The 12,625-nt window shown below is 33.9% G+C and carries 14 protein-coding genes; 3 read left to right on the top strand and 11 right to left on the bottom strand.

Translation table 11 applies throughout. The features are described 5' to 3' along the window. Positions 1-28: 28 nt before the first annotated feature. Positions 29-580, top strand: coding sequence for a hypothetical protein (locus B0I10_RS00390; RefSeq protein ID WP_112084511.1), 552 nt, complete (start codon positions 29-31; stop codon positions 578-580). 56 nt (positions 581-636) lie between these two features. Here B0I10_RS00390 and B0I10_RS00385 read toward each other — a convergent pair whose 3' ends face one another. The 7 genes from B0I10_RS00385 to rsfS all read right to left on the bottom strand — a co-directional run bounded on the left by B0I10_RS00385 (position 637) and on the right by rsfS (position 6,207). Then, positions 637-1,410, bottom strand: coding sequence for a superoxide dismutase (locus B0I10_RS00385; protein WP_112084510.1), 774 nt, complete (start codon positions 1,408-1,410; stop codon positions 637-639). Positions 1,411-1,414: 4 nt separating this feature from the next. Then, the gene (locus B0I10_RS00380) at positions 1,415-1,687 is read right to left on the bottom strand and encodes an acyl-CoA-binding protein (protein WP_112084509.1); all 273 of its coding nucleotides are present in this window, start codon (positions 1,685-1,687) and stop codon (positions 1,415-1,417) included. Beyond that, positions 1,688-2,338, bottom strand: coding sequence for a phosphatidylserine decarboxylase family protein (locus B0I10_RS00375; protein ID WP_112084508.1), 651 nt, complete (start codon positions 2,336-2,338; stop codon positions 1,688-1,690). Next, on the bottom strand, positions 2,328-3,134 hold the full coding sequence (locus B0I10_RS00370) for a phosphatidate cytidylyltransferase (protein ID WP_112084507.1): 807 nt from the start codon (positions 3,132-3,134) through the stop codon (positions 2,328-2,330). Before B0I10_RS00370 ends, B0I10_RS00375 begins: the two co-directional genes overlap by 11 nt. Before the next feature lies 1 nt (position 3,135). Further along, positions 3,136-3,738, bottom strand: a complete 603-nt coding sequence (locus tag B0I10_RS00365; RefSeq protein WP_112084506.1) for an LUD domain-containing protein — start codon at positions 3,736-3,738, stop codon at positions 3,136-3,138. A gap of 115 nt (positions 3,739-3,853) precedes the next feature. Then, on the bottom strand, positions 3,854-5,809 hold the full coding sequence (ftsH, locus tag B0I10_RS00360; protein ID WP_112084505.1) for an ATP-dependent zinc metalloprotease FtsH: 1,956 nt from the start codon (positions 5,807-5,809) through the stop codon (positions 3,854-3,856). Positions 5,810-5,835: 26 nt separating this feature from the next. Beyond that, on the bottom strand, positions 5,836-6,207 hold the full coding sequence (gene rsfS, locus B0I10_RS00355) for a ribosome silencing factor (protein WP_112084504.1): 372 nt from the start codon (positions 6,205-6,207) through the stop codon (positions 5,836-5,838). 94 nt (positions 6,208-6,301) lie between these two features. On the opposite strand from rsfS, the gene B0I10_RS00350 reads away from it, so the two are divergent. Then, positions 6,302-7,030, top strand: coding sequence for a biotin--[acetyl-CoA-carboxylase] ligase (locus B0I10_RS00350; protein ID WP_112084503.1), 729 nt, complete (start codon positions 6,302-6,304; stop codon positions 7,028-7,030). Positions 7,031-7,060: 30 nt separating this feature from the next. Here the strand turns inward: B0I10_RS00350 and B0I10_RS00345 are convergent, their stop codons facing one another. The 4 genes from B0I10_RS00345 to aroB all read right to left on the bottom strand — a co-directional run bounded on the left by B0I10_RS00345 (position 7,061) and on the right by aroB (position 11,340). Further along, the gene (locus B0I10_RS00345) at positions 7,061-7,504 is read right to left on the bottom strand and encodes a DNA primase (RefSeq protein WP_112084502.1); all 444 of its coding nucleotides are present in this window, start codon (positions 7,502-7,504) and stop codon (positions 7,061-7,063) included. 11 nt (positions 7,505-7,515) lie between these two features. Then, complete coding sequence (locus B0I10_RS00340; RefSeq protein WP_112084501.1) at positions 7,516-8,490, bottom strand: deoxyhypusine synthase family protein; 975 nt, start codon at positions 8,488-8,490, stop codon at positions 7,516-7,518. A gap of 89 nt (positions 8,491-8,579) precedes the next feature. After that, entirely contained in the window at positions 8,580-9,980 is a 1,401-nt protein-coding gene (locus tag B0I10_RS00335; RefSeq protein WP_112084500.1) for an arginine decarboxylase, read from the bottom strand. Between the two features lie 292 nt (positions 9,981-10,272). Then, positions 10,273-11,340, bottom strand: a complete 1,068-nt coding sequence (gene aroB / locus B0I10_RS00325; RefSeq protein ID WP_112084498.1) for a 3-dehydroquinate synthase — start codon at positions 11,338-11,340, stop codon at positions 10,273-10,275. 105 nt (positions 11,341-11,445) lie between these two features. Here aroB and B0I10_RS00320 point away from each other — a divergent pair, with 105 nt between their 5' ends. Beyond that, positions 11,446-12,612, top strand: coding sequence for a proline dehydrogenase family protein (locus B0I10_RS00320; protein ID WP_112084497.1), 1,167 nt, complete (start codon positions 11,446-11,448; stop codon positions 12,610-12,612). Positions 12,613-12,625: the final 13 nt, after the last annotated feature.

Below are 12,625 nucleotides of genomic sequence, written 5' to 3'. Positions count from 1 at the left end.
CGTATCTTTACAACATCATCAAATTATTATGAGAATTCTACTTTTATTTATTCTACTTCTTAACTTTTCTGCAAAAGCACAAGTCATCAACGCACAACATTGCGGTTATGATTTCACTTCGTACTTAGTTATCAATGTTCACGAAAAAGGAAAAACCATAACTATCAAAGGATTGCGAATTACCGTCGCAGACAGCTTGGGAAGAGAAGTGATTAACGTGAATAATTTATTGAGTTGGACGAACAGAAACGAACCGTTAGTTTTTAAAATGAATTACAAAATAGACAACAATAACAATAAAGTGTCAACTGATGCACCGGATGCTAAATGGTTTTTTCCGTTTGCGAAAGAGAATTATTTACTTTCGGTTGCTACTACTTTTAAAGCAGAAAATTATTTTATCAAGATACAAGATATCGACGGCGAAGAAAACGGAGGCTCATTTGAAACACAACTCATTCAGCTTTATCCGTTTAATATGTATGTTTTATGTTCATCCGAAAATGAACGTCAAGCTCAGCAATTTGGACCTCGAACGAATCGACCGGTGGAAGTGATTTTGGAAAGAAAAAATAAATAAAAAAAGGTTTGCCGAATTTTACTTCAACAAACCTTTTCAATTTTGAATAAAAAATATTATTTCACAGTCGTTGCTGCCGTATATTTTTCAGTTACTTTATCCCAATTAATTACATTAAAGAAACCTTCTAAGTAATCTTTTCTTTTATTTTGGTGTTTTAGATAATAAGCATGTTCCCAAACATCAACAGCTAATATTGGTGTTCCTGAATTTCCTAATTTTGTCATTAATGGATTGTCTTGATTAGCGGTTGTTGTGATAACTAATTTCCCGGTTTTATCAACAATTAACCATGCCCAACCTGAACCGAATTGTTTTGTTGCAGCATCAACAAATTGTGTTTTAAAATCGGCAAAACTTCCAAAATCTTTTGTGATAGCTTCTGCAACGGCTCCGGTTGGTTCGCCACCTTTGTTGGCAGCCATTATTTCCCAAAAGAAATTGTGGTTATAATAGCCTCCACCATTATTTCTAACCGCTTTGTTTTCTAAATCTAATTTTTTAAAGATATCTTCAATAGACATATTTGCCATTTCTGTTCCGGCAGTGGCTTTGTTCAAATTGTTTGCATAGCCTAAATGATGCTTTGAAAAATGAATTTCCATAGTTTTGGCATCAATGTGCGGTTCTAAAGCATCGTAGGCATAAGGCAATGCAATCATTTCAAAAGCTCCCCCTTCATCCACTTTCACATCGGCAGGGTTGCCCATTTCTGTCACGACTTCTTCTTTTTCCGGTAATGGAACTTCAACTACTTCTTCTAATTTTTTGCTGTTGTTACAACTTAATAGGGTTGAGACAATTAAAGCAGATAAAATTAATTTTTTCATAATATTATTTTTTTTTATTTAGTAATGAATTAATTGTTTCGATATACAATTCTTTGGCTTCATCGTGTGTTATATGACTAATTTGCATCCAAGCATTCGTTTTAAAAGCATTTCTCAGATCGTTATTGCTCAATTGTTTATAACCTACAGTATCATGTGTAGCCTGTTTGTAATACGCATAAATACGTAGCATGACATCCTGAGGCAATTGCTCAGTCATGTTTGATGCTTTTTCAAAAGCTTCTTGAAAGCGTGTATCTAAATCTTTCTCCGCCATTTATTTTTCGGCTACAACGGTTTCTCCACCTTTTACGGTTTGGTTTAAACTAACGTTTATTTTAGAACCTAAAGGTAAGAATAAATCTACTCTTGAACCAAATTTAATAAAACCGGCGTCTGTTCCTTGTTTTACCATTGTTCCTTCTTTGGCATAGTTTACAATTCTTCGAGCCAATGCTCCTGCAATTTGGCGGTATAAAACTTCGCCAAAAATTTGGTTTTCAATCACAACTGTGGTTCGTTCGTTTTCGGTACTGGCTTTAGGATGCCAAGCAACTAAATATTTTCCGGGATGATATTTGCTAAAATTTATTTTTCCATTCACGGCATAACGTGTAACGTGAACATTGATTGGCGACATGAAAATAGATACTTGAAGTCGTTTATCCTTAAAATATTCCGGTTCAAAAACTTCTTCTATCACCACTACTTTTCCATCAACAGGAGCAATTACATGATGATCATTGTTTTGAGTGAATCGTTTTGGATTTCTAAAAAATTGCAAGATTAGTATCAAAAAAATCAAACCAATAATCTGAATTGTCATTCTTAACCACGTTAATGATATGAAATGATCTGCTAATAAAATCAAAGCCGCCACAAAAATGGTTGCTATTAAAATGATTTTTGCTCCTTCTTTATGAAACATAATTTAAAATTTGGTAAAACAAAAAAATGAATGGTGCCACGTAAATAATACTGTCTAACCGGTCTAATATGCCTCCGTGACCGGGCATGATTTTTCCACTGTCTTTCACTCCCGCTAGTCGTTTGAACTTTGACTGAATTAAATCGCCTAGTGTTGCAAATATACTAACTAAAATGGCTATTCCAATCCATATTCCGATATTGGCTGTTCCGATTAAAAACTTTGCAATTACAATGCTACCTAAAACACTGAAGGTTAAACCTCCAAAAAATCCTTCGATGGTTTTTTTGGGAGAAATACGTTCAAAAAGTTTATGTTTTCCGATTGATTTTCCAACCACGTAAGCAAACGTATCATTCGTCCAAATTAAAATAAAAATACCCATTAATATTCTGGGATTATAACCCTGAACCCCAATTGGAATTTTAGTTAAAATAATAAACGGTAAGATGATATAGCCTACAACGTAGAGCCACTTTTCATATTCTTTAAAAATTTTATCTTTCTTTGAAAACAGAAAAAAGATCAATTGAATTGCAACTAAAATACTAATTAATGTAATAATTCCATCGTATAATGCATTAAAAGGTGTGTTGTAGAAAATAATATAACTCACTACGGCTATGATCAGCGGAGTTACATAATTGAGTCGAACTAATTTGCAAAATTCAAGTACAGCCAGAGCCAAAAAGAGACCGAACAAAATGTAGAAAGTAATGTTTGAATAGAGTATGCAGCTTAATAATAACAGAACATAGACTGCACCCGATAAAGCTCTTATAAGCGTTTCATTCATCTTATAAATCTTCTAAAAGCAGGAGGTACAGGTTTTTGGCTGCACTTCCATAATGAAGAAAATCTTCTTCTTTTGCTTTTTCAAAATATTTAATGGTCGTAATATTGGTGGGGTAATCTTTGTCGTAGCGTTTTTTAATTTCTCTTAAACCATCACTTTTGCTTTCTAAAATTTGACTTGTAGTGGCAAAAACTACAATATTTGCGGGTAATTCGTGTGGTTTATTTTGTTTAATTTGATTGGATGTTAATAAAACTGAACCTTCATCAGCAATTAAATTCTCACAGCTTGCCAAAAGAAATCTTGGACTGGCTGTGTTTTTGTAGGTTAATCTGTTATCATCCAAAAAGTGATAAAGTTTTGGTTCATAACATACAGCCTCACACTCAAACCAATCATTTTCTTCTAAAATATTTAAGAACTGTTCATTAACTTCTTCTAAATTTTCACAATATAAAAATTTACCTCCATTTTTTTTAAAATTGAAAGTAAACATTTCGTCCACTGGAATTTTTGATTCGGGGTTGAACGGACTAGCTTCGTCCCTCTTATTTTCATCAGAAGCATCGTTTCCGGTACCAAATAATTTTTTAAAAAGACTCATATTTTTGTGACAAATTCTGCAATTCGTAATTGAAATCGTTCAAAGATAAAAAAAACTCAATTCAAAAGTGATTTTGAATTGAGTTTTTTATGTTTTTTACCTTAAAATAGAAAATTTATTCTACACCAACCGAAACATGACTTTCGTCTCCGTAAGGTCTTTTACCGAAAATTGCTTCTAAATCATCTTTAAAAATCACTTCTTTTTCAATTAAAATATCGGCTAATTGAATCAATTTATCTTTGTTTTCCTCTAATAATTTGATAGCTCTTTGGTACTGACTTTCGATTAATCCTGAGATTTCTTTATCAATTGTTACTGCTGTTTCTTCTGAATAAGGTTTAGAAAAACTATACTCGCTTTGTCCAGTCGAATCATAGTAAGTAATGTTTCCAAGTTTATCATTTAAACCGTAGATTGTTACCATAGCACGTGCCTGTTTAGTCACTTTTTCTAAATCACTTAATGCTCCGGTAGAAATGGTATCAAAAATCACTTTTTCTGCCGCTCTTCCACCCATAGTGGCACACATTTCGTCCAGCATTTGATCCGGGCGAACAATAAGTCTTTCTTCCGGCAAATACCAAGCGGCACCTAAACTTTGTCCTCTCGGAACAATAGTTACTTTTACCAATGGTGCAGCGTGTTCCAACATCCAACTCACGGTAGCATGTCCTGCTTCGTGTGTAGCAATGGCTCTTTTTTCTGCAGGTGTAACAATTTTGTTTTTCTTTTCTAATCCGCCAACAATTCTGTCAACGGCATCCAAGAAATCCTGTTTATCTACTGCTGTTTTGTTATTTCTAGCGGCAATTAAAGCAGCTTCATTACATACGTTTGCGATATCAGCCCCAGAAAAACCTGGTGTTTGCTTGGCTAAGAAATCGGTATCTAAACCTTCTACTTTCTTTAAAGGAGCGAGATGTACTTCAAAAATTTCTTTACGTTCACGAATATCCGGTAAATCAACGTAAATCTGACGATCAAAGCGACCTGCTCTCATTAATGCTTTATCCAGTACATCAGCACGGTTGGTTGCAGCTAACACGATCACATTTGTGTTGGTTCCAAAACCATCCATTTCTGTAAGCAATTGATTTAGTGTATTTTCTCTTTCGTCATTAGAGCCCGACATATTGTTTTTTCCACGAGCACGACCCACGGCATCAATTTCATCAATAAAAATAATGGCAGGCGATTTGTCTTTGGCTTGTTTGAATAAGTCACGAACCCTAGATGCTCCAACACCCACAAACATTTCAACGAAATCGGAACCTGATAAGGAGAAGAAGGGCACTTTTGCTTCACCGGCAACCGCTTTAGCTAGTAATGTTTTTCCTGTTCCAGGAGGACCAACGAGCAAAGCACCTTTTGGAATTTTCCCTCCTAAGTTTGTATATTTTTCAGGATTTTTTAAAAATTCTACAATTTCTTGCACTTCCTCTTTGGCACCTTCTAATCCGGCTACATCTTTAAAAGAAACCTTTACGTCTGTTTTTTCGTCAAATAACTTAGCCCTCGATTTCCCGATATTAAAGATTTGACCACCGCCTCCACCGGCACCTCCACCAGACATTCTACGCATGATAATAATCCAAATGACAATGATTAGAATTATGGGTAAAAAATTAATCAAAATACCAGACCAATTACTCTTTACTAAATAATTGTAATCCGCTAGTTTGTTTTCTTTTTTTGCCGTTTCAAGTTTATCTTGAAATAACTTCACATCACCAATATTAGGCAAAAGATAATGAGCACCTTTATTCTCTCTACCTAACACGTCATTGATAACACCTTTATGTTTTTGGTCTTTGAGAGCTTCCTTGGTAATATAAATTTCAGCTTCACTAAGGTTTTCCCCTTTGTTATAAACTAAAACTTTTTCAATTTCACCATTTTCGAGGTATTCATTGAATTTTGAAATAGTAAGTTTTCCCGGTTCTTGAAATGAACTTCCGCCGGAAATAACGCTGATAAAAATAAAAATACCGGCAACAATAAAATAAATTAGCCAGGGATTAAATTTAAATTTATTCGGATTTGGAGTAGAATTATTTTCTTTTGACATTATTTATTTTTTTCTTTAGCAATTTTTTAAATTTTGTTGGGAATCGTGGTGATTTTAGCATCACCCCACAATCCTTCTATGTTATAAAATTCACGCACGTGTTTTTGAAATACATGAACAACAATGTCCACATAATCCATCAAAACCCACTCGGCATTGTCTGAGCCTTCTACATGCCAAGGTTTGTCTTTTAATTCTTTTGAAACTGTTTTTTGAACCGAGTTCACAATCGCATTAACTTGCGTATTGGAGTTACCGTTGCAAATGATGAAGTAATCGCAAACAGTATTTTCGATTTCTCGTAAATCTAAAATGTCGATGTCATTTCCCTTAACTTCTTCTATTCCTTTGATGATGTTTACTAGCAACTCATCTTTACTAACTTTCTTGTTCGCCATTTACTATTTTAATATTTTCGCAAAGTTATCAAAAATTGTGTTTATTTTTGAAGCTTAACACAACTTTAGAACGATTTATATATAATTTATTTCTATGGATATCATCAAACTAAGTGCCATTCATTCAACAAATGACTATTTAAAGGAGTTGATGTCCAAACAAGTGGTTGATAATTTTACCATTATTGTATCGGATAGTCAGACCAATGGGAAAGGACAAATGGGGTCGGTTTGGCAATCTGATTTCGGTAAAAACTTGACATTTAGTATTTTAGTAAAAGATTTAATTGTAGATTTTAAACAACTTTACACCTTAAATATCGTTGTTTCTTTGGCTGTAATTTCTGTTTTAGAACAATATAAAATTCCTTCAATAACTGTAAAATGGCCAAACGACATTATGTCAGGTAATCATAAAATTGGCGGTATTTTGATAGAAAACAGTTTTAAATCGAATGGTGAAGTTTTTTCGATAGTTGGAATTGGACTGAATGTGAATCAAATTAAGTTTGAAAATCTTCCAAATGCTTCTTCTTTACAACTTAAAACAGGCGTTAATTACGATTTGGGTGCTATGCTGCAAGAACTTTGTCTTTCCATCAAACAGTTTGTTATTAAAATTGATTTGCAGTCTGATTTGATTTGGAATTTATATCATCAAAAATTATTTAAAATAGGAATTCCAATGGCATTTGAAAATGTGAAAGGCGAAAAGTTTATGGGTATTATTCAACATGTATCACCTAATGGATTATTGAATGTTTTATTAGAAAATGATTCAATAGTTTCTTTTGGAATTAAAGAAATTAAGCTGTTATTTTAAACAAAAAGAGAGCCAAATTAGGCTCTCTTTTTAATATTCTTCTTCTTCTTCGTCATCGGAAGGTTCATCATCAAAATCATCGTCGTCGTCATCGTCGTCGTCCGAACCACCTGTATCCTTTAATAAATCAATTTCTACATCATCATCAGATGGTGCATCTTCATCTTCTTCATCCACGTCTACTTCATCTATATCATCTTCTAAATCGAGACCCTTTACGGGTGCAATAGTTTCAACTTCTACATCTAAATCTTCATCCTCTTCAAAGTTTTCAATTCGTGTGGCAAGTTTTTTACTGACTTTAACCAAATAAATGGTATCTTCAGTTCGAACTTCAACCGCTTCAATCAATTCGTTTTGAGCATTTCTAAAGCGAATAATATCGCTATCTTCGTAGCCATCAGGAAATTTTTCCACAAGCATCGAAAGAATATCATTCGTTAGTTTAGCATAGTCAACAATAATTCTTCTCATAAAAAAATCTGTTATAAATCAAGTAAGTAAGCAAATATTAATGGGGCAACAATGGTTGCATCGGATTCTATAATAAATTTGGGTGTGGCAATATCTAATTTTCCCCACGTAATTTTTTCGTTCGGAACCGCTCCGGAATAGGAACCATAACTTGTTGTTGAATCAGAAATTTGGCAGAAATAACTCCAAAACGGAACATCATGCATTTCCATATCTTGGTATAGCATTGGTACCACACAAATCGGGAAATCACCTGCAATTCCTCCACCAATTTGGAAGAATCCAACTCCTTTTCCGGTTGAATTTTTAGGATACCAATCGGCCAACCACATCATATATTCAATTCCACTTTTCATCGTGGTCGGTTTAAAAGTACCTTTGATGCAATAGGAAGCGAAAATATTACCCATTGTGCTGTCTTCCCATCCCGGAACAACAATTGGTAAATTTTTCTCAGCCGCAGCAACCATCCAAGAATCCTTTGGATCAATTTCGTAATATTGTTTTAAAACACCCGAATTAATCATCTGATACATAAATTCATGCGGAAAATAACGTTCTCCTTTTGAATCAGCATTGTTCCAAATGTCAAACAAATGCGATTGTAATCTACGGAAAGCTTCTTCTTCAGGAATACACGTGTCAGTAACTCTATTATAGTGATTTTCAAGTAAATCCCATTCATCTTCAGGACTCAAATCCCGGTAATTTGGAACTCTTTTGTATGAATTATGAGCGACCAAATTCATAATATCTTCCTCTAAGTTCGCACCCGTACACGAAATGATATGTACTTTGTCTTGACGAATCATTTCTGCTAACGATTTTCCTAACTCAGCGGTGCTCATGGCACCGGCAAGAGTAATCATCATTTTCCCGTTTTCAAGCAAATGTTGTTCATATCCCTTTGCTGCATCGACTAAAGCTGCTGCATTAAAATGAAGATAATTTTTTTCAATAAATTGACTGATAGGTCCTTTACTCATTTTGTTATTCTTAAATTGTATTCGTATTTGTGTGGGTCAAAGAAAAACCTTTTTTCTGAAAAGAAAAAAGGTTTTTAAAACAAAAAATGTTATTTTTTATCGTATCCCAAAATAGACAGTACTTGCTCAGCACTTTGCTGTTCAGAAAAAACTTCTGTTGCCAAGATGCCGTTTTCATCACGGTCTATTAATATATGTTTGGGTTGCGGAATCAAACAGTGGTGTAATCCACCAAATCCGCCTATGGTTTCTTGGTATGCTCCGGTATTAAAAAAGCCGATATAGAGCGGTTTTTCTTTATTGTATTTTGGTAAGTAAACCGCGTTCATGTTTTGTTCTGAGTTGTAATAATCGTCACTGTCGCATGTTAATCCTCCCAACAAAACACGTTCGTATGTATCGTTCCATCGGTTGATGGCCAACATCACAAAACGTTTGTTAATGGCCCACGTATCCGGCAAAGTAGTGATGAAAGACGAATCAATCATATTCCACTTTTCACGGTCATTTTGTTGTTTTTGGTATAAAACTTGGTAAATGGCACCGCCACTTTCACCAACGGTGAACGAACCGAATTCTGTAAAAATGTTTGGTACATCTACTTCTGCTTCTTCGCATGATATTTTAATTTGATTGATGATTTCGTCAATCATATATTGGTAATCGTATTCAAAAGCTAGTGAGTTTTTAATGGGAAAACCACCACCGATGTTCAAGCTGTCTAATGTTGGACATTCTTTTTTCAAAGCAACGTATACTTTCATACACTTTAATAGCTCATTCCAATAATAGGCGGTATCACGTATTCCGGTATTAATAAAAAAGTGAAGCATTTTTAGTTCTACTTTTTTATTCTCTTCAATTTGTTTTCTGTAAAAAGGAACAATATTTTTATAACCAATGCCTAAACGAGAGGTGTAAAATTCAAATTTTGGTTCTTCTTCGGCAGCAATACGAATTCCGATTTTGAATTTACCGTCAATTTTTTCTTGCAGCAAATCCAATTCCTCAAAATTGTCGATTACAGGAATTGTTTTATTATGGCCGTTGTTAATCAATCGTGCGATATTATCAATGTATTGTTCACGTTTAAAACCATTGCAAACAACATAAGTGTTTTTATTGATTTTACCTTCTGCCATTAAATTTTCAACAATATTTATGTCAAATGCAGAAGATGTTTCGATATGAATGTTGTTCTTAAATGCTTCATTCATAATAAAGCTGAAGTGCGAGCTTTTCGTACAATAACAATAGTAATACTTAGCATCGTACTTATTTTTCTCCATCGCTTTTCTAAACCAACCTTTTGCACGGTTGATGTTATTAGAAATTTGAGGTAAATAAGTAAATTTTAGTGGCGTTCCGTACTGTTCCACAATTTTCATCAAGTCGATTTGGTGAAATTGAAGGTTGTCTTTGTTTAGCGTGAACTCTTCTTGCGGAAAGTAGAATGTTTGATTGATTAAGTCGAAATATTTAGTATTCATTTAGATTTAAGTAATTTAGATTAAAAGTAAAATAAAAAATTAATTAATCTAAATTTCAAACCCGAATATTTGCAAATATAATTTGCAGTTTTTCCTGAAACATTTTGGAATTTTCTGAATTATCAAAATTAAAAGCATTTTTAGAATTTATACTATTCATAATAAAACATTGAAAAGGCCAATGATTATTGAACGTCGTTAAATTTTCCCACTTTTTGTTTTGATTGTTTTTCATTGAGGCAAATGTAAAAAATAATATAACCTAAATGCAAGCTCTAAGATAAAAAAAATGTTATGTTTTATAATCATCAAAAGCTTCAGCAATTAATTCGTTATCAGCCAGTTGGTTCAGTTTGGTGTTTCCAATTCCGTCCAAAAGAGCAAATTGAATTGTTCCATATTCATTTTTTTTGTCGTGAATCAACAAATCGATGATTGGATCAATGTCATTTTCATCAACAACAACCCTTTCGAAAATGGAATTGATGGTGGTTTTTATCTCTAAATGTTCATCCCAACTAATTAATTCTTTTTTCATTGAAATAAAACTTTCCAAAATCATTCCAACAGCAATGGCTTCTCCGTGTAAAAGTGTTTTTTTTAAAGGATTTTCTAGGAAAAAACTTTCGATAGCGTGACCTAATGTGTGACCGAAATTCAATGCTTTTCGAATACCGTTTTCCGTTGGATCTTGCATCACGATAGCATTTTTTATAGCAACGGATTGATAAATTAAATCATCTAAATCATCCGAAGATAATTTGCCCAAATTGTCAAATTTATTCCAATATTCTTTGTCAAAAATGAGTCCGTGTTTCAACATTTCGGCTAAACCGGAACGCATTTCGTTTTGAGGTAACGTTTCTAAATAAATAGTATCCACTAAAACCGCTTTTGGGGAATTAATTACACCGATTTGGTTTTTTAAATTTCCTAAATCAACGCCGTTTTTTCCTCCAATTGACGCATCGACCATTCCTAGTAAAGTTGTGGGAACATTTATAAAATCGATACCGCGTTTGAAAGTAGAAGCTATAAAACCGCCAATGTCTGTAATCACGCCACCACCAAGATTAATAATCAAACTTTTTCGATCGCCACCCAATTCTGTAAGTGCTTCCCATATTTGAAGACAACTTTCTATGTTTTTATGTTCTTCGCCCGACTCAATTTCAATGATTTCGATGACGATTTCGGTAGCAATTAATGAAAGAAAATGAGGCAGACAATTTTCATTTGTATTTGAATCAACTAGAATAAAAAGTTTGGAATACTTATTTTCTACTAAGAAAGAATCCAAAAAAGTATAGCAATCTTGGTTAAAGTAAATCGAATAATTAGTTGCTTGAATGGGTTGCATGAAAAAGGTTGATTTTATTTTTTGTAATTAGAATACAAATTAAATCAAAAATTTGATAACATTCTCAAACACTCCTTATCTTTGCTACATTATTTTCAACAAAACATGGATAAAATCTTCGATAATACGCAAGTTGCTTTTTCGTTAAAAAGTGATACTGAATTGGATAGAGCCTATTTTTTATTTAAAATGATTGATAGCGAGCCACTTGTTCGCATTGGCACAGCGGTAACCAATTTTGCTCTTAAAGCACATTTGCCGGTTGAAGGATTAATTAGAGCTTCAGTTTTTGATCATTTTTGTGGCGGAATTAGCGAAGAAGATTGTTTGCCCGTGATGGAAAAAATGTTTACCAAAGGCGTTTGTTCTGTGTTGGATTATTCTGTGGAAGGCAAAGAAGACGAAATTGAATTTGATGCCGCGATGAAAAAAACGCTTAAAATCATTGAATTTGCTAAAGAAAAGAAAGCCATTCCGTTCGCGGTTTTTAAACCAACCGGTTTTGGTCGATTTGATCTATATAAAAAAATAGGAAAGAAAAAACCGCTCACTTTTGAAGAACATGCCGAGTGGGATAGAGTAGTGGCTCGTTATGAAGCCGTTTGCCAATTTGCTCATGAAAAAGATGTGGCGTTGTTGATTGATGGTGAAGAAAGTTGGATGCAAGATGCTGCCGATGAGTTGGTGCTTCAAATGATGCAAAAATACAACAAGGAAAAAGCCATTGTTTTTAATACGTTGCAAATGTATCGTTGGGATCGATTGGATTACCTGAAAAAAATCCATGAACAAGCTAAATCAGAAGGTTTTTTTATTGGGATGAAACTCGTTCGCGGTGCCTACATGGAAAAAGAAAACAAACGTGCCGAAGAAAAAGGATATAAAACACCTATTTGTGCCACCAAAACCGCTTCCGATGAAAATTATGATGCAGCCGTAACTTATATGGTTGAAAACATTGATAAAATGGCCATTTTTGCGGGAACGCACAATGAACTGAGTTCATATAAATTAATGGAGTTGATGAAATCGAAAGGTTTATCCTCCAATGATCAACGCATTTGGTTCGGACAATTGTACGGCATGAGCGACAATATCAGTTATAATTTAGCCGCCAATGGTTACAACGTGGCAAAATACTTGCCTTTCGGACCGGTTCGTGATGTGATGCCATACTTAATTCGTAGAGCAGAAGAAAATACTTCTGTGGCCGGACAAACGAGTCGGGAGTTGATGTTGATTAAGAAGGAGAGAGAAAGACGAAAAGTATAGTAGCAATAAAAAA

The organism is Flavobacterium lacus, assembly GCF_003268815.1.
Taxonomy (GTDB): domain Bacteria; phylum Bacteroidota; class Bacteroidia; order Flavobacteriales; family Flavobacteriaceae; genus Flavobacterium; species Flavobacterium lacus.
This window is presented reverse-complemented; position numbering and strand designations above follow the sequence as displayed.

What these genes read in the sequence shown, in the direction of transcription:
- aroB (WP_112084498.1), bottom strand. Translation starts at nt 11,340, where the DNA reads ATGCAACCCATTCAAGCAACTAATTATTCGATTTACTTTAACCAAGAT.
- B0I10_RS00350 (WP_112084503.1), top strand. Translation starts at nt 6,302, where the DNA reads ATGGATATCATCAAACTAAGTGCCATTCATTCAACAAATGACTATTTA.
- B0I10_RS00365 (WP_112084506.1), bottom strand. Translation starts at nt 3,738, where the DNA reads ATGAGTCTTTTTAAAAAATTATTTGGTACCGGAAACGATGCTTCTGAT.
- B0I10_RS00345 (WP_112084502.1), bottom strand. Translation starts at nt 7,504, where the DNA reads ATGAGAAGAATTATTGTTGACTATGCTAAACTAACGAATGATATTCTT.
- B0I10_RS00380 (WP_112084509.1), bottom strand. Translation starts at nt 1,687, where the DNA reads ATGGCGGAGAAAGATTTAGATACACGCTTTCAAGAAGCTTTTGAAAAA.
- B0I10_RS00320 (WP_112084497.1), top strand. Translation starts at nt 11,446, where the DNA reads ATGGATAAAATCTTCGATAATACGCAAGTTGCTTTTTCGTTAAAAAGT.
- B0I10_RS00340 (WP_112084501.1), bottom strand. Translation starts at nt 8,490, where the DNA reads ATGAGTAAAGGACCTATCAGTCAATTTATTGAAAAAAATTATCTTCAT.
- B0I10_RS00335 (WP_112084500.1), bottom strand. Translation starts at nt 9,980, where the DNA reads ATGAATACTAAATATTTCGACTTAATCAATCAAACATTCTACTTTCCG.
- B0I10_RS00390 (WP_112084511.1), top strand. Translation starts at nt 29, where the DNA reads ATGAGAATTCTACTTTTATTTATTCTACTTCTTAACTTTTCTGCAAAA.
- ftsH (WP_112084505.1), bottom strand. Translation starts at nt 5,809, where the DNA reads ATGTCAAAAGAAAATAATTCTACTCCAAATCCGAATAAATTTAAATTT.
- rsfS (WP_112084504.1), bottom strand. Translation starts at nt 6,207, where the DNA reads ATGGCGAACAAGAAAGTTAGTAAAGATGAGTTGCTAGTAAACATCATC.
- B0I10_RS00385 (WP_112084510.1), bottom strand. Translation starts at nt 1,410, where the DNA reads ATGAAAAAATTAATTTTATCTGCTTTAATTGTCTCAACCCTATTAAGT.
- B0I10_RS00375 (WP_112084508.1), bottom strand. Translation starts at nt 2,338, where the DNA reads ATGTTTCATAAAGAAGGAGCAAAAATCATTTTAATAGCAACCATTTTT.
- B0I10_RS00370 (WP_112084507.1), bottom strand. Translation starts at nt 3,134, where the DNA reads ATGAATGAAACGCTTATAAGAGCTTTATCGGGTGCAGTCTATGTTCTG.